General features: G+C 64.3%; 11 protein-coding genes. 1 reads left to right on the forward strand and 10 read right to left on the reverse strand.

Going from position 1 to position 16,816, the window contains the following annotated elements:
* Positions 1-1,398, reverse strand: a 1,398-nt coding sequence (locus RQH86_RS11690) for an IPT/TIG domain-containing protein (RefSeq protein WP_311239554.1), incomplete at its 3' end; no start/stop codon positions are given.
* Positions 1,399-1,489: 91 nt separating this feature from the next.
* Here RQH86_RS11690 and RQH86_RS11695 point away from each other — a divergent pair.
* The gene (locus RQH86_RS11695; RefSeq protein ID WP_311239553.1) at positions 1,490-2,536 is read left to right on the forward strand and encodes a cytochrome c peroxidase; all 1,047 of its coding nucleotides are present in this window, start codon (positions 1,490-1,492) and stop codon (positions 2,534-2,536) included.
* Here RQH86_RS11695 and RQH86_RS11700 read toward each other — a convergent pair.
* The 9 genes from RQH86_RS11700 to glgA form a co-directional block, all read right to left on the reverse strand.
* Positions 2,533-3,027 (reverse strand): hypothetical protein, encoded by a 495-nt coding sequence (locus RQH86_RS11700; RefSeq protein WP_311239552.1) that lies wholly within the window; start codon positions 3,025-3,027, stop codon positions 2,533-2,535. The two genes, RQH86_RS11695 and RQH86_RS11700, sit on opposite strands and share 4 nt — an antisense overlap.
* Before the next feature lie 180 nt (positions 3,028-3,207).
* Complete coding sequence (locus RQH86_RS11705) at positions 3,208-3,840, reverse strand: NAD-dependent epimerase/dehydratase family protein (protein ID WP_311239551.1); 633 nt, start codon at positions 3,838-3,840, stop codon at positions 3,208-3,210.
* A 16-nt stretch (positions 3,841-3,856) separates the two neighbouring features.
* Entirely contained in the window at positions 3,857-6,019 is a 2,163-nt protein-coding gene (glgX, locus tag RQH86_RS11710) for a glycogen debranching protein GlgX (RefSeq protein WP_055853318.1), read from the reverse strand.
* A 113-nt stretch (positions 6,020-6,132) separates the two neighbouring features.
* Positions 6,133-6,318, reverse strand: a complete 186-nt coding sequence (locus RQH86_RS11715; protein ID WP_055853319.1) for a DUF2934 domain-containing protein — start codon at positions 6,316-6,318, stop codon at positions 6,133-6,135.
* 24 nt (positions 6,319-6,342) lie between these two features.
* Positions 6,343-8,946: a malto-oligosyltrehalose synthase gene (treY, locus tag RQH86_RS11720; protein ID WP_311239550.1), complete on the reverse strand. Its 2,604-nt coding sequence runs from the start codon at positions 8,944-8,946 to the stop codon at positions 6,343-6,345.
* The gene (locus RQH86_RS11725) at positions 8,943-10,874 is read right to left on the reverse strand and encodes a 4-alpha-glucanotransferase (RefSeq protein ID WP_311239549.1); all 1,932 of its coding nucleotides are present in this window, start codon (positions 10,872-10,874) and stop codon (positions 8,943-8,945) included. Before RQH86_RS11725 ends, treY begins: the two co-directional genes overlap by 4 nt.
* Positions 10,871-12,628 (reverse strand): malto-oligosyltrehalose trehalohydrolase, encoded by a 1,758-nt coding sequence (gene treZ, locus RQH86_RS11730; protein WP_311239548.1) that lies wholly within the window; start codon positions 12,626-12,628, stop codon positions 10,871-10,873. Before treZ ends, RQH86_RS11725 begins: the two co-directional genes overlap by 4 nt.
* Positions 12,629-12,630: 2 nt before the next feature.
* Positions 12,631-14,865 carry a 1,4-alpha-glucan branching enzyme gene (locus tag RQH86_RS11735; RefSeq protein ID WP_311239547.1) on the reverse strand — a complete coding sequence of 745 codons (2,235 nt, stop codon included), beginning with the start codon at positions 14,863-14,865 and terminating at the stop codon, positions 12,631-12,633.
* On the reverse strand, positions 14,862-16,445 hold the full coding sequence (gene glgA, locus RQH86_RS11740) for a glycogen synthase GlgA (RefSeq protein WP_311239546.1): 1,584 nt from the start codon (positions 16,443-16,445) through the stop codon (positions 14,862-14,864). The genes RQH86_RS11735 and glgA overlap by 4 nt, the downstream gene beginning before the upstream one ends.
* Positions 16,446-16,816: the final 371 nt, after the last annotated feature.

Raw genomic sequence — 16,816 nt, forward strand, 5'->3', positions numbered from 1 at the left:
GCTCATCGTCTGGTCGCCGTTGTAAGGCGCATCGACGACGACGCTGTAGGTACCGGTTACCGTGTTAAACAAATTGATCTGGCAACCGTTGTTGTTGGCGTAGCAGTATTGATCAGCTGCATAGCTGCCATCAGGTTTGTTGATGCGCAGGTACACGTACGAGGCATTGGGCAGCACCAGATCACTGAGTGCAAATCCCAGGTTCTGACCCGCTGTAGCGCTGACCAAAAATCGCTTGCCCTGTGCCACAGAAGAGAGCGATTGCGATAACGCAGCGCCATTGACGACCAATGATGGCGCTCTTTCTATAGCCAGCTTCCAAGTGGCAGGCGCGCTGGAAGGACGCAATAGCAGCAAGTAGGTTCCGCCAATCGAAATCCTCGGCAAGTGGACAGTTGGACTTGCCGCTGAAGCCGAGCCAGAAGCAATGCTGATATTCGTTGGACCATACGCGGTGTACTCGAGTGTCACTGCCCCCAGACCGCTGAACTGCAGGCTTGGAAAATCTCCCACAGCGGCGTCATACAACACAGCAACTGCCTTCCCAGTTGCGTTGACTGCCAAGGTCTGCGCGGCAGCATTAAGCGCTAGTCGCTTCACAGACTCGATATTTGCGGTTTCAACACCTGTAGGGGCCACCACCACGTCCTGACTGCTGGCGGCCGAACCGTAGGGCGTAACAATCGTAACCTTGCCGCTGCCCACCTTGGGCGGAACTGGGAAAACGATCTGCGTATTAGACGAACTTGATGTAGCGACCGCCCGTCCGTTGAGCAACGTCGAGGTCTGCCCTACGACAGGTAACAATTGTTTACCCGCAATCGTAACCTGCTCGCCGACTGCCACCAGAGTAGGAGCAATAGATGTGATCGTGGGAACCGCAGCAGCGGCATCAACGACGAAATTGCCAGGACTTGCGGCTACGGCGGCGCCGACCGCAACTGAAATGGGCCCAGTGGTGGCGCCAGCGGGAACAGTGGCGGTTAGCTCGTTGACGGTCGCGGCTACAATCGTTGCCACCACACCGTTGAACTTAACCGCATTTTGCGTGGCGGTCGTACTAAAGCCCTGGCCCTTGATCTTGACGGTCGTGCCTGGAGCGCCACGTCCCGGACTGAAGGTAAAGATTGCCAACTGACCTGCAGCGAATCGATCTACTGTGAGTAGATTGCCTATGCTGTCGTAGATGTATCGAGCACTAGATCCAACATCGTCACTGACGGCAACCAGTTTGCCGCTGCTGTCATAGACATAGTTGGTGGCTGAGGACGCCACGGACAAAAACATCAATAACGTCAGCAGGAGTAATTTACCTGCGCGCCAGAAGCCTAGTGGAGCCTTCATAGACCCACGCACGTCCGTTGCTTGCTCGCGATGCGAGGTCAATCGCCCATCCATGAGGCTTCCTTTGATCCAACGAGCGGTCAGCTCGGGGCTAGATTTTTGTGGCTGGTATTCATACTCTGTTCAATCTTTGAAATCAAGAAAAATGTCGCGAAAGATCATCATCTCTCTCTTCTTGGCCGTCGCCCTTCCTTTGTTGGGAGTGAGCTGGCTGGCCCGATTGGATCTGGATCAAAGGAAAGGCCATCAAGCCAAAGCGGACTTGGGTGAGACTTTGTTCCGAGACGCAACTCTCAGTGCAGGTCGGACCCTGGCCTGCAGCTCATGCCATGACCCCAGCAAGGCGTTTGCCCAAGACGTCGCGGTCCCCACCGTCTATGGCCAACGGACCGGCACCAGGAACGTGCCGAGCTTGTTGGACCTTCCTCACTTCACTCACTTCTTCTGGGATGGCCGCGAGGAGCGGCTGGACCAAGCAGCGGTAGCGGCCTTCACCAATCAGGCCGAAATGGCTCAACCCGATATGAGTGTGGTGATCGAGGCGGTGTCACAGAAGCTGGACTACCGAACACGGTTTAAAGCGGCATTTGGCGATGAGCGTGTCGATCAGGAGCGCATCTCCAGTTCCATCTTGGCGTACCTGGCTTCTGTGACCACTGGCCGCAGCCGCTACGATGCTTTTGTCGCGGGGAATACTGCTGCCATGACAACGGCAGAGCGCCGCGGCCTGGATGTGTTCCGTGGGAAAGCCGAATGCTCCTCATGCCATGCATTGAAGGGCGCACCGGCCGCTTTCACAGACAACCGGTTTCACCATTCCAACGTCGGAATGGATCGGATGGCTGGACGAGTCAGCACTACCATTGAATCCTTTAGAACGAAGCGCGAGCAGGGTGTCCCGGTAGCGGAGCTAGTGTTGTCAGACGCGAACATGGCCGCATTGGGACGGTTTGCAATCAGCGGCCAAGGCAATGACTTGGCGGCCTATCGAACACCAACGCTACGCAATGTCACCCGCACGCCACCGTATATGCATGATGGCAGCGTTCGAAGCCTTGAAGAGGCGATCCAACGCGAGATCTATTACCGAAGTCTTGCGCGTGGCACACCCATCTCGCTGACTGCGGAAGAACAAAAGGATTTACATGCATTCCTGCATGCACTGGAAGACCTAGCAAACGACACACATTAAGATTTAGCGTCGACTTCGGCAGCAGCAGCGGGTTGGCTTTGCACCACGTCAAACTCGCGCTGAACTACTTTCCCAGTCTTACCAAGTCGCGCTTCTAACAAATGGCGCCCCTCAGACCAGGGCTGAGTAGGCTTAAACTCGAAGTGCACCGAATCACTATTAACGGCTACCGGTTGAACCTGCTCACCTAGCACCTGACCATTCTTTAGATCGATCAACCGAAGCGAAATAGATGGCACGTCAGACCCAGAATAGGTGACTGACACTGTGACTGAAATCGGTGAGTCAGGACCCACCGGCTCGGACCGGTTATGGGTTGTGGCCCCACTTCCCTTGGTCACCACCAGGATTTCCCGAATTTTTGCTGAACTCGCAGCTGCTAAAGGCGATGTTGACGCTTGCGGCTCTTTTCCACCGCTGCCTGAAGGCGCGGTGCAACTGCACAATGCGCCAACCAACAAAACCAAAGTCCCTTTCATCAACAAATGCATAGCCGTTTCCTTTTGGCGAACTTGTCGCGGACCAAGCAAGGTTATCAGGAACCCGGGCTCCGCTGCATCTCTGCAAAGCACCCGATTTTTCAAACGGACTCTTAGAGATTTGCTACGACTACGAGTCTGACGGCACCATTGTCCTCTTAGCGTTATCATGGCCTAGGCAGACGCCTAGCGTTAGCCAGCCAGTTCCACCGCCTCCACACTATGCTCGCCACGCGCGGGCGATAGCGCGGCGGTGACCATCGCGGCGGCAATGCGCTCGGCCGGATTGATGCGGAAGCGCCGTGGCAGGATCGGGCCGAGTGCGCCCAGCACCAGGCTGCCGAGGTGTTCGCCGGTGCGGCGTTCTTCGCGTTCGCCGCCGATCAGCCCAGGGCGTACGAAGGTCAGCGAGGGGAAGCCGATCGTGCGCAGATCGCGTTCCAGTTCGCCCTTGACGCGGTTGTAGAAGATGCGCGATTGCGCATCTGCTCCGGCCGCCGAGTTCAGCACGAACACCGAGGTGCCCTGCGCGCAGGCAGCGCGCGCCAGGGCCAGCGGGTAATCGTGGTCGATGCGATAGAACGCGTCGCGCGAACCAGCCTGTTTCATGGTGCTGCCCAACGTGCAGATGGCCGATTCCATACGCGGTGCGATCCAGTGGTCGAGGCGCTCGAAATCGATCACCTGGTTGCGCAGTTTGGGATGGATCTGCGTCAGCGGGCGACGCGTCAGCGCCACCACGCCCGTGCAGCGCGCATCGGCGAGCAGCTGCTGCAACACCTGTTTCCCGACCAGACCGGTCGCCCCTGCCAACAACACATCCATCAGGCCACTCCGCTCATCAACGCCCACCTTCGGAGACGATGCGCGCACTGCTGATCACGCGGTCGCGCTCCACTGCCAGCAAGGTGAGCGAGTGCGCGGGCGCCTTCCACTCGCTGCCGCCGGCCACCACGCGGCCGCCATGACGTGCGGTGTCGACCAGCACGCGCCAGTGTTCGTCGTGCATGGCCGGCAGCGTGAACGACACAGTGGTGGAGGCGGCGTTGATCAGCATCAGTAAGGTGACGTTGGCGGCAATTTCGCGCAGGCCGGTAGTCGGCGAGCGGCCATCCAGACGCAGCATCAGCGCACGCGCTTCCGGGTCGTGCCAACCGGCTTCGTCCATCTCGGTGCCGTTGGGCGCCAGCCAGGTGAGATCCCGCAAGCCCAGCGCTTCGTCGAACTTGCCGTCGAAGAAGCGTGCGCGATGCAGCAACGGGTAACGCTGACGGATGCGGATCAAGCGGCGCACGAACGCGGCCTGATCGGCAGCGGCAGCCTTGGTGGCGGCCGTCCAGTCGATCCAGCTCAGTTCGTTGTCCTGGCAATACGCGTTGTTGTTGCCGTTCTGGCTATGGCCGAATTCATCGCCGGCCAACAGCATCGGCGTGCCTTGCGACAGCAGCAAGGTGGCGAGCAGATTGCGCATCTGTTGACGGCGCAGCTGCTTGATCGCCGCATCGTTGGTCTCGCCTTCGACGCCATAATTGGCGGAGATATTGTGGTCGCTGCCGTCCCTGCCGTCTTCGCCGTTGGCGAGGTTGTGCTTGCCCTCGTAACTGACCAGATCGCGCAGGGTGAACCCGTCGTGCGCGGTGACGAAATTGACCGACGCGGTCGGCCGGCGGCCGCTGTGATCGAACAGATCGGCAGAGCCGGTCAGACGCGTGGCCAACTCGGCCAGTTGTCCGCCATCGCCGCGCCAGAACGCGCGCACGTTGTCGCGGAACTTGTCGTTCCACTCCACCCAACCCGGCGGGAAATTGCCGACCTGGTAGCCGCCGGGACCGATATCCCACGGCTCGGCGATCAACTTGGTCTGGCTCAACACCGGGTCCTGCCGCACCGCATCCAGAAAGCTGCCCGACGGATCGAAACCGTAGCGCTCGCGGCCCAGGATGCTGGCCAGATCGAAGCGGAAGCCGTCCACGTGCATTTCCTGCACCCAGTAACGCAGCGAATCCATCACCATGCGCAGCGCGCCGACGTTGGTCAGGTCAAAGGTGTTGCCGGTGCCGGTGTCGTTGATATAGAAGCGGCGATCGTCGGCCAGGCGGTAGTAACTGGCGTTGTCGATGCCCTTGAACGACAGCGTCGGCCCCAGCTCGTTGCCTTCGGCGGTGTGGTTGTAGACCACGTCCAGCAGCACTTCCAGGCCGGCGTGGTGCAACCGCGCCACCATCTGCTTGAACTCGGCCACGGTGCGCGTGGACATGTAGCGGCCCTGCGGCGCAAAGAACCCGAGCGTGTTGTAGCCCCAGTAATTGCGCAGGCCTTTTTCCAGCAGGTATTGGTCGTCGACGAACGCGTGCACGGGCAGCAGTTCCACCGCAGTGACGCCGAGTGAGCTGATGTGGTCGATCAGCTCGTCGGTCTTCAGCGCCGAGAACGTGCCGCGTTCTTCCGGTGGCACCGCCGGGTGCAGCATGCTCAACCCGCGCACGTGCGCTTCGTAGATCACCGTGCGGTTCCAGGGCGTCTGCGGCGGGCGGTCCTGGCCCCAGGTAAAGGCCGGGTCGATCACCGCGGATTTAGGCATGAATGCCGCACTGTCGCGGCGATCGAAACTCAGGTCCTTGTCGCGGTGACCAATGGTGTACCCGAACAGATGCGGCGCCCATTTGAGTTCGCCGACAATCTGCTTGGCATACGGATCAAGCAGCAATTTGTTGTGGTTGAAGCGATGCCCGGCCTCGGGGGCGTAGGGCCCATGCACGCGGTAGCCATACAGCTGACCGGGGCGGGCGTCGGGCAAATAGCCGTGCCAGACCTCATCGGTGTATTCGGGCAGCGCGATGCGCTCCTGCTCGCGGCCACGCTCGTCGAACAGGCACAACTCCACGCGCGTGGCATTGCGCGAATACAGCGCAAAATTGACGCCCAAACCGTCCCAGGTGGCGCCGAGGGGGTTGGGACGGCCTTCGCGGATGCGCGAGCGCTGAGTGAACTTGCGAGTGGCCATCGGTAACTCCTTAAAACGGTGAACTCAAGACAGTGCGCGGTGTGCGGCTGCGGCGGGCTGTGCACGCTTGCAGGAGCGCGCAGCACAACCCGTGCAAGGTGGCAGACACCGCGTTACTGGCGCGCAGTGATCGGCGTGGCCGCGTGCTCGGCGGACTGCTCGGCCGCGCGTTCTTCGGCATCCACCAGCCGCTCGGCCATTGCCCAGTGGCGGTGCGCATGCCCGTCCGGGCGGCCTTCGGCCTCCCAGATCTCCTGTGCCAACTGGCGAAGCCGCGCTTGCCGTTCCGTGTCATTCATTGCGTACATTTCCCTCAAGGTCGATTACGGGGTCAACAACACTGCCACCGGCGCACGTGCAAACACCGTGGATAGGGCCACGCGGCCGCGCTGCGGCTGCAGCGTGCTGCCGTCGAGCACATTACGGTATGTGGCTTCCGGCAATGCCAACGACGCCTGACCCCAAGTGGCCGGCGGCACCAGCAACGGCAGATCGCCTTCGCTGTGCGCACCGGCGCCCAGCCGGGTGACCGCAACCACCAACGACTGGCCCCGGTACTGACGACGGAACGCCAGCACCTGCGCAGCACCGCTGGCCGCGACGTTCAATGGCTGGTAGTCGCCCTTCGCAAACAGCGCCGGATGTTCGCTGCGCAGCTGCAGCAGCACAGCGGTCAGACGCGCCTTGACTGCGCCATCGCGCCAGCTGCGCAGCAAGGTGTTGAAGTCGCGCGCCTGCTGCAGCCACTGCTGCCGCTGTGTGTAATCCACCGGGCGGCGGTTGTCCGGATCCACCAGCGAAAGATCCCAGCCCTCGGTGCCCTGATACAGGTCGGGCACACCGGGCACGGTCAGGCGCAAGGTGGTTTGCACCAGCGAATTACGCGCACCGGCCGCGGCGATGTGGTTACTGGCACGTAGCAGCGCGCGGCGTAGCGGCAACCCGGCACGGCTGCTCAGCACCTGCTCCACGGTGGCCTGCACGGCCTGTTCGTACTCGGCCGAGCCATCGGTCCAGCTGGTATGCAGCTTGGCTTCGCGCACCGCCTTGAGCAGCCACTGCGCCACGCGCTCGGCATAGCCGGCGAGCGGCTCGGCCTGATCGGCGCCCAGCCCGATGGGCCAGGCCGCCACCAGCGTCTGCCACAGCATTTGTTGGTCGCCACCGGCCAGCGCCGGCGATTCCAGCGTCTGGGCCAGGGCATCGAACTGGGCGCTCTGCTCGACCCACCACTTCGGCTGCTCGGATAGCACCGCCAGCCGCATGCGTAGGTCTTCGCCGCGCTTGTGATCGTGGGTGGCAGTGGCCAGCAGCGCGCGCGGATAGTGCTTGGCGCGCTGCTGATTCTGCGCGTGGAACTCGGCGGCCTCGTTGGCGAAGTGGGTCGGATGGCTGCCGACCTCGTTGCGCGACAACAGCACGCCGTGCCGGTAGAACGCGGTGTCTTCCACCGACTTGGCATTGAGCGGTGCGGACAGCTGCTCCACGCGGCGGCGCAGGATGCGCCGCAAGGCGATCTGCGCGCGGTCGGCACCGGCATCGTCCAGCAACCAGCGCTCGATGGCGTCGACCGCTGCAACGATCGACTCCGGCATGCCGTCGCGGGCATGCGCGGCGGTGCTGCGCAGGCGCTCTGCCTCGCTGCCGGTAACGCCCTTGGCACCGGCATAGGTGCGATACACCGGGAACCAGCGCAGCAGCACGCACAGACCGCGTGCCAGCATCTGCGGGCTGAACTCGCGTGTTGGCGGGTCCAGGCGTGCCAGTGCCGACAACGCACCCACGGCGCGATTGAATTCGGTCTGCAGCGGGCCGCGCAGGATTTCATCGCGGGCCGCGCGTTCTTCCTGCGCGAAGTCGCCACTGCGTCCGCTCACGCGTTGCCAGGCACGCGCCAACGGCTTGAAGCCGGCCGCGTCGTGCAACACGCCGCCGACCTGGTCCATGAAGTCGTAACCGGTGGTGCCATCGCAGGGCCAGTCAGCCGGCAGATGCTCGCCGGGGGCGAGGATCTTTTCCAGATACAGGCCCAGCGTGCCGGGCTTGAGCCCGCGCGTGCGCCCGGCCACATCCAGCCGGCTGCGCAGCTTGCGCACGTAACCGGTGGGGTCGGTGAGGCCGTCCACATGGTCGATGCGCAGGCCGTCCAGGTGCCCTTCGGCCACCAACCGCAGCGGCAGCGCATGCACCGCATCGAACACCGCCGGCAGCTCGACCCGCAACGCCACCAGCGAGGTGATGTCGAAGAAACGGCGATAATTGAGCATGTCGTTGCCCACCCGCCACCAGTTCAACCGATACGGTTGGCGTTCGATCACCTTGTGCAGGCGGCCATCGCCACGCTTGGCACCGTCGTTGTAGTCGCGCAGCCACTGCGCCCGTGCGGATGGCTCCGGAATCTCCAGCGTCTGCGGACGAATTGGGTAACGCTGGTCGTAATGCGCCAGTGCGGCACTGCCGTCGTCCTGGATCACCAGCGTGATCAAGCCGTCGGCCAGCGCGGTGGCATACGGGCGGTCCAGCACTGCCAGCCACAGCTTTCCATCGCGACCCGGCGCACGCCAGTCGATATCGAACCAGTCGGCATGCTTGGCGCTGCGGCCGTTGCGCAACACATCCCACCACCAGGCATTTTGCGCGTGAGTGGCCATGTGGTTGGGCACGATGTCGGCGATCAGACCCATGCCGTGTTCGCGCGCCGCCTGCGACAACGCGATCAACGCCGCTTCGCCTCCGAGTTCCGGGTTGACCACGGACGGGTCGATATTGTCGTAGCCGTGCGTGGAGCCCGGCACCGCAGTACCGATCGGCGACAGGTACAGATGGCTGATGCGAAGGCCGGCGTAGTACGGCACCTGCGCAAGCGCATCGTGCAAGGTAAAGCCGGCATGCAGCTGCAGGCGGGCGGTGGCGCGAAGATCGATCATGACTGTGGTTCCGAAACGGCCGCGACGCGACGCGCCTCGGCAAAGCCCTGCAGCGCCGTGGTCAGGCGCGCATGCGGCAAGGGATCGGGCAGGCGTCGACGCCAGTTGGGATGGACTTCGACGGTGCCCGGCAGATTGGGTTGTTCGTCCAGCGCCAGTGCGTCTTCGGCCGGCAGCAAGGCCAGCGGCGACACGCTGCTGGCGGTAAACCGCAGCGCGCCCAGCAGCGCATCGTCGCTGGACAGGCCGACGTGCTCCACCGCCGCATCCAGTCGCGCGACATCCTTGGCACGGTGGCTTGCGTCGTCGCTGGCTTGCTCAGGCTTGATCAGCGCGAGCTTGCGACGCCAGTCGATATCACGGCCAGCGCGCCAGCCGGTAAGCGTGGGCAGATCATGGGTGGTGGTGGTGGCTACCGCATCCGGGCGCCACAAGCCGGGCGCGATGAATGCACCATCTTCGTCGCGGGTGAACATCAGCACATCGATGCCCATCACGCCGCGGCGCGAGAGTTCTTCGCGGATGCCCGGCGGCACCACGCCCAGATCTTCGCCGATCACAATGGCGCGGTGACGCCACGATTCCAGCGCCAGCAGATTGAGCAGATCGTGCAGCGGGTATGCCAGATAGGCGCCTTCGTTGGAGCCGGCACCCTCGGGCACCACCCACAACCGCAACAGGCCAAGAATGTGATCGATGCGGATCCCGCCACGATCGCGCAGCACCGCGCGTAGCAGCGCGATGTACGGCGCAAACCCGCTGCGTCGCAATGCGGTGGGCGAATACGCACCGATGCCCCAGTGCTGGCCATCGGCATTGAAGGCATCCGGCGGCGCGCCCAACACCAGGCCACGCAACACCGTCTCTGCGGCGGCAGCGGCTTCGGCACCGTTGGGGTCGAAGCCCACCGCCAGATCGGCGATCAGGCCGATCTTCATGCCGCGCTCGTGCGCTTCGCGCTGCGCATCGGACCAACTGCGCGCTGCCAGCCATTGGGTGAACACATGCAGCTGCGGATCGTTGTCGCCATAATCCTGCGCGGCGAAGCGTGCGAATCCGTCCAGCGCTGCACCGCCTGCGTTACGGAAGGCGAGCAGATCGGCATGATCCGGCGCCACGCGCGCATGCAGATGGCGCAACAGCTCCCACTTGGCCTGCGCCGAGGCAGGCCAGTCGATCAATGCATTGGTGTGCAGCGTGTCGAAGCGCTGGCGCAGGCCTGCGATCTCGTCGATCGCCTCCAGCGCCAGTTCGCCCAACACGCGGACCGGTGCGGCATGCAAGGGATCGAAAAAGCGTCGGTCACTCGGCGAATACGGGCTGTAACCACCGGTGATCGGGCGCGAGGCATGCACCGGGCTCAGTGCCAGCGCATCGGCGCCAGCCAGCGCCGCGTGCCGCAGCCAATCGACAGCGCCGGCAGCATCGCCGATGCCACCATCATCGAGGCTGCAGGCCGAATACACCTGCAGCGCCATGCCCCAGGCACGCGGCGACGGCTGGCCGCAGGCATCGGCCACGCTGAAACAGCGGTGCGGCGCGACTGCCACCTGCTGGGTCAGCGCACCGATCTGTAGCGTCCAATAACCAAAACGCTGCGGTGCAAGCAATTGCCCCTGCGCATCCGCACGTGCTTCTTCGGTGCTGCCGTTGTCATCGGTCCAGCGGCCACTCGCATTGGCGGCAACGCGCAACGGCAATGGCGCGCCCACCTGCACGGTGAGCAGCACTGCCGGCTCATCTGCCTGCGCCTTGCAGCGTCGCAGGCTGTCTTCGCGTTGTGCGGCAGTGGCCGATGGCAATTCGAGGGCGGTCAATACCGCCTGCACCGATTGCTCGGAGACCTGCCGCGGTTGGTCGCTGGCGTCCACCCACTCCACCATCACCCCGGCCGCGGCGGCCAGGGTGTGCAAGGTGTTCGTACTCATGAGCGGTCCTCATGCCAGGCAATGAAACTGTCGACCGGCAACTGCTGCGCGGAGATATTCACGTTTTCGGCAAACGCCACGCGCCCGCGCAGTGGTGGCAACGGCACGGCTGCACTGCCGACGTTGAAGGCGATATGCCACAGCCCGCCCGGCAGCTCCCAGGTGGCGGTGAGCGCGCCATCGGCCAGCACGCTGGCACGCACCGCGCGCGCGTCGGCAAGGCCTGGCACCAACCACTGCCGACGCACGGCGAGCAGCGCGGTGAACCACGCAGCCCACTGCGCGCCGTCGCCGTGCGCTGCATCGCCGATCGGCGATCGCGAGGCGGCGAAGGTGGCATGACTATTGGGGTCGGGAATGGTGGCGCGCTGCGCTTCATCCGCGAACGCGGCAAAGTGCGCGAACTCGCGACGCCGCCCTTCGCGCACCGCCTCATCCAGCGGCGGACCGAAGTCGGTGAAGAACAGGAACGGCTGCGTCGCACCCCAGGGCTCGCCCATGAAAAACAGCGGAATCATCGGCGTCAATGCGGTCAACGCCAACGCTGCGCGCAAGCGCGGTTGCGCGACCAGCACGGTCAGCCGCTCGCCACGCGCACGGTTGCCGATCTGGTCGTGATTCTGCGCAAACACCACAAACTTGTACGGCGGCAACGCACCACTGGGCTCGCCACGCACGTGGCCACGCGGGTCCGGCTCGCCCTGATAGGCAAAGCCTTCGCCGAGCACGCGCGCAAGATGCTCGGTGGGCTTGTCGGCGAAGGCGGCGTAATAGCCTTCGGCCTCTCCGGTCAGCAACACATGCAAGGCGTTGTGGAAATCGTCGTCCCACTGCGCGGTGTAGCCACGTTGCAGTTGCGAGGCCTGGTTGGCCTCGTTTTCCAGCACCAGATGCACGTGGCGGCCAGACGGCAGGCTGCTCTCCACGGTCTCGCGCAAGGTGTCCAGAAATGCATTGGGCGTGATCGCGTGCACCGCATCCAGGCGCAAGCCGTCGAAGCGGTATTCGTGCAACCACATCAATGCGTTATCGAGAAAATAGCGCTGCACCGGCGGCTTGTGGAAGTCGATCGCCGCGCCCCACGGGGTGGGCTTGTCTGCATTGAAGAACGGGCCGGCATAGCTGTGCAGGTAATTGCCGTCCGGGCCGAAGTGGTTGTAGACCACGTCCAGCAACACCATCAGGCCGTGGCCGTGCGCAGCATCGATCAACGCCTTGAGTGCGTCGGGCGTGCCATAGGCGTCGGCCGGCGCATACGGCAGCACGCCGTCGTAGCCCCAGTTGTGCGCACCGGGGAAGGCGCTCAACGGCATCAGCTCGATGGCGGTGATGCCCATCGCGGCCAGCTGCGGCAACTGCGCCTGCACGCCGGCATAGCCGCCGCAGGTGCCCACGTGCAGCTCATAGATCACCGCCTCGTCCCACGGACGGCCCTGCCACTGCGTGTTGCTCCAGCGGTAGCTATCGGTGGGCTGCACGGCGCTGGGGCCGTGCACGCCATCGGGCTGCCAGCGCGAGGCTGGATCCGGCACCGGCTCGCCGCCATCGACGCTGTAGCGATAGCGCGCAGTTGCCGCGCAGGCCAGGGTGGCGGTGAAGAATCCGTCCTGCCCGGCCTGCAGCGCGCTACGCGTGCCGTCGTCGAACACCACTTCCACGCGCGTTGCGTCCGGTGCCCAGAGCGCGAAGCGCACCTGTCCCTCACCCGCTGGCCATGCGCCCCAGGCCGGGATGATGTCGTTGCGCTGGTTCATTGTTATTTCTCCGCTTGCAGGTAGATCGTGGCCAGCGGCGGCAGAGTCAGGAGCAGACGTTGCGTATGCCCATGCATGCCCATCGGCTCGGTCGCAAGACGACCGCTGTTGCCGAGGTTGCTGCCGCCGTAACGGGCACTGTCGGTATTGAGGATTTCGCGCCAGATGCCGGCGCGCGGAACGCCCACGCGGTAGTCGTGCTGCGGTTGCGGGGTGAGGTTGCTCACCGCCAGCAACGGCGGCGTACCGCCTTCGGGGTCGTGACGAATGAAGGCCAGCACGCTATTGCGTGCATCGTCGGCCACGCTCCAGTCGAAGCCGTCGGCGCGATGCGTGCTGCGATACAGCGCCGGCACGCGGCGCAAGGTGGCGTTGAGATCGCCCACCAGTTGCTGCACGCCGCGATGCGGCGCGCCGTCGAGCAGATGCCAATCCAGCGACTGATCGTGATTCCAATCGCTCCACTGGCCGAATTCGGCGCCCATGAACACCAGTTTGTCGCCCGGATGCGCCCACATCAGTGCCAGATACGCACGCAGGTTGGCGAAGCGGCGCCAGTCGTCACCCGGCATCTGCCCAAGCAGGCCGCCGGTGCGATGCACCACTTCGTCGTGCGACAGCGGCAACACGAAGCGTTCGGAGAACGCGTACACCAGGCCGAAGGTGAGCTGGCTGTGGTGTTGCGCGCGCTCGGCAGGATCGCGCTGCATGTAGCTCAGCGTGTCGTGCATCCAACCCATGTTCCACTTGTGCGTAAAGCCCAGCCCGCCGTCGCTGATCGGCGCGGTCACGCCGGGCCAGGCGGTGGATTCTTCGGCAATGGTCAGCACGCCCGGATAACGCGCGGCAATCTCGCAGTTGAGCTGGCGCAAGAACGCCACCGCCTCCAGATTCTCGCGGCCGCCATGCGCGTTGGGCACCCATTCGCCTTCGGCACGGCCGTAATCGCGGTACAGCATCGAGGCCACCGCATCCACGCGCAGGCCGTCGAGGTGGTAATGATCGATCCACTCCAGCGCGCTGCCCAACAGGTAGGCGGTCACTTCCGGACGGCCGTAGTTGTAGATCAGCGTATTCCAGTCGCGATGCATGCCTTCGCGCGGGTCGGCATGCTCGTACAGCGCGGCGCCATCGAACTGCGCCAGGCCGTGCGCATCATCGGGAAAGTGCGCGCTGACCCAATCCAGGATCACGCCGATGCCGGCACGGTGGCAGGCATCGACGAACTGCGCAAAACCATCCGGGCTGCCGTGACGGGCAGTCGGCGCATACAGGCCCAGCGGCTGGTAACCCCAAGAGCCACCAAACGGGTGCTCGGTGATCGGCAGCAACTCGAGATGGGTGAAGCCCAGCTCCTGCACATACGGGATCAGTTGCTTGGCCAGACTGGGCCAGTCCAGCGGCTGGTTGTGGCCATCGCGGCGCCACGAAGCGGCATGTACCTCGTAGATGGACATCGGCGCCGGCAATGCCTGCACCGCACGCTTGTCCATCCACTCGGCATCGGTCCACGCAAACGCGGCGCCACCAGGCACGACCGAAGCGGTGGCCGGCGGCAGCTCGCTCTGGCGCGCGACCGGGTCGGCCTTGAGCAGCACACGGCCATCGGCGGCGGTGATCGCGTATTTGTAGCGGGCGCCGGCTTCCACACGCGGCAGAAACAGCTCCCAGAAGCCGCCCAGACGCTGACGCATGGGATGCCGCCGCGCCTCCCAGCCATTGAAGTCGCCCACCACGGCCACGCGCTGGGCGTGTGGCGCCCAGACCGCAAAGCGTACGCCCGGTACCTCGTCGCAGCGCAGATGCTGTGCGCCCAGCGTGCTGCGCAACGCCTGCCCGTCGCCGGTGGCGATCTGCAGCAGTAGCGACTCGTCCAGGGTGGGGGCAAACGCGTACGGGTCTTCGATCTCCTGCACCACGTCCGGCCAGACGATACGCAGCCGATACGGGCCATCGACCGCCAGCTCGCCTTCGAACACGCCATCGACTGCGCCGGCCTGCATGCGCGCCAGCAACTTGCCGCGTGGATCGATCAGGCCCATCGCCTCGGCGCCGGGTGCCAGCACCCGAACGCGGCGGCGGCCATCGGCCTGCAGATGCGGGCCCAGCACCGCGAACGCGTCGGTCGGCGCTCCGTCGGCCAGCGCCTGTAAGGCAAGCGCGCTATCAGACACTCCTTCCGTGGTCACAGCCTCGCCTTCCGTTCCCTGCCCTTGCACGCCCAACCGTTCGCTCATGACACCGTCGCAAGCGCAGGTGCGGTTGCGGCGGTGCGTTCGTAAAGGGACAGATACTTCTTGCCGGCCACATCCCAGCCGCTGGGCCGCAGCATGGCCGCGCGGCGCATCGCCGACAGCAGGCTGGGCAGCCGGAAGGTGCGGAACGCGCGTTCCAGGCAGCGGCGCAAGGCTTCCACGCTGGCGTGCTGGAACAGGAAACCGGTGACGCCGTCGTCCACGGTATCGATCAGCCCACCGGTAGCGTGTGCGATCGGCAGGCAGCCGAAGCGCTGCGCGTACATCTGGCTCAGGCCGCAAGGCTCGAAGCGCGACGGCATCAGCAGGAAGTCCGCACCGGCGAACATGCGCCGCGCCAGGCCTTCCTCGAAGCCGATGAAGGCACCGACCTGGCCGGGATACCGGCGGGTCAACTCGGCCACCTGTTGTTCGATCTCCGGCTCGCCACCGCCGATCACGGCGATCTGGCCACCGGCCGCCACGATCTGCGGGGCAACCTCGCAGATCAGGTCCAGGCCCTTCTGATGCACCAGCCGCGACACCACCGCAAACAACGGCCCGGTGCTGTCGCGCAGCCCGAAAGCCTTGCGCACCTGGGCGGCATTGGCCTGCCGGCCCTGCCACTGGTTCACGCTGAAGTGCGAATCCAGGTGGACGTCGGTGCGCGGGTCCCAGCTGGCGTCGATGCCGTTGACGATGCCGGTCAGCGCGCCCTTGGCAGCGCGGCCGGCCAGCAGCCGGTCCAGCCCACAGCCCTGCGCCGGGCCGGTGATCTGCTTGGCATAGCTGATGCTGACGGTGTTGACGTGGTCGGCATTGACGATACCGCCACGCAGGAACGACATCTGCCCGTAGAACTCCAGCTCGGCCACCCGCTCGGCCGGGATGCCCAGTGCGGACGCCATCGAATACGGCACCAGGCCCTGGTAGGCCAGGTTATGGATGGTGAGCAGGCACGGGGTGGTGCCGCCGGACCAACGCACGTAGCCGGCCGCCAGCGCACACGGCCAGTCGTTGAGATGCAGCAGGCGCGGCTTCCAGCCCAGGCCGGCATGACCGGCGGCAATCTGCGCGGCGGCATGCGACAAGGTGGCGAAGCGGATCGCGTTGTCTTCGAACTCCGAACCGCTGGTGCTCACATACGGCGAGCCATCGCGTTCGAACAGTTCCTTGGACAACAGGATGTAGATCGGCAAGCCATCGGACTGCACGATGCGGCCGATGTCGCAGGCCGGCAGCGCGGCATGCGCCAACACGCGGCCAACGATCTCGACTTTGCCGGCGCGCTCAAGCACCGCGCGGTAGCCGGGGATCAACACACGCACGTCGTAGCGATGGCGCAGCGCGCGCGGCAGTGCTGCCGCGACATCGCCCAGACCGCCAGCCTTGACGAAGTCGGCCATCTCCGACACCACGAACAACGCACCACGCGTATCGGCCAGCGACACCGGCAATCGCTCGTGATGGCGAATGAAACGCCCGCGTGCATCACGCGGCCGCCCGCTTTTCTTCAGCGTGGGGATCATCGTGCTGCGCTCTAAGCGTGCAGTGCTGGCGTGAAGCGGCATCGTGGCAACCATCTAAACGTCCGTCGTAAAGTGGGTGGAGACGGAAAACGGCGAAGCGAAAACCATCGTCTGCCGATGTGGCCAGACGACATGCTACGAATGAGGAGCAGGGACCACGCGCGTACTCCACGTTGTCCTTGGTGATGAATCTACACCCCGTACAAATAAAATATGCGTGAACATGTGCTGACTTTTCTGCGACAGCCCACATTCCTTTACGCACAGTTGCGCAGGTCTGCAGGCATAAGCGATGCATTGCAGTGCGATGACATCCCCGCATCGGTGCATAGGCACTGAGATGCACCGAATGCGGGAGAGTGCGGCTGCGCTCGTCGTCATCTGTGTAACTTGTTCATGCCCATGTTCGCGTCATGCATCGCATC

It is taken from the genome of Xanthomonas sp. WCS2018Noco2-27 (genome assembly GCF_031843525.1).
Lineage (GTDB): Bacteria > Pseudomonadota > Gammaproteobacteria > Xanthomonadales > Xanthomonadaceae > Xanthomonas.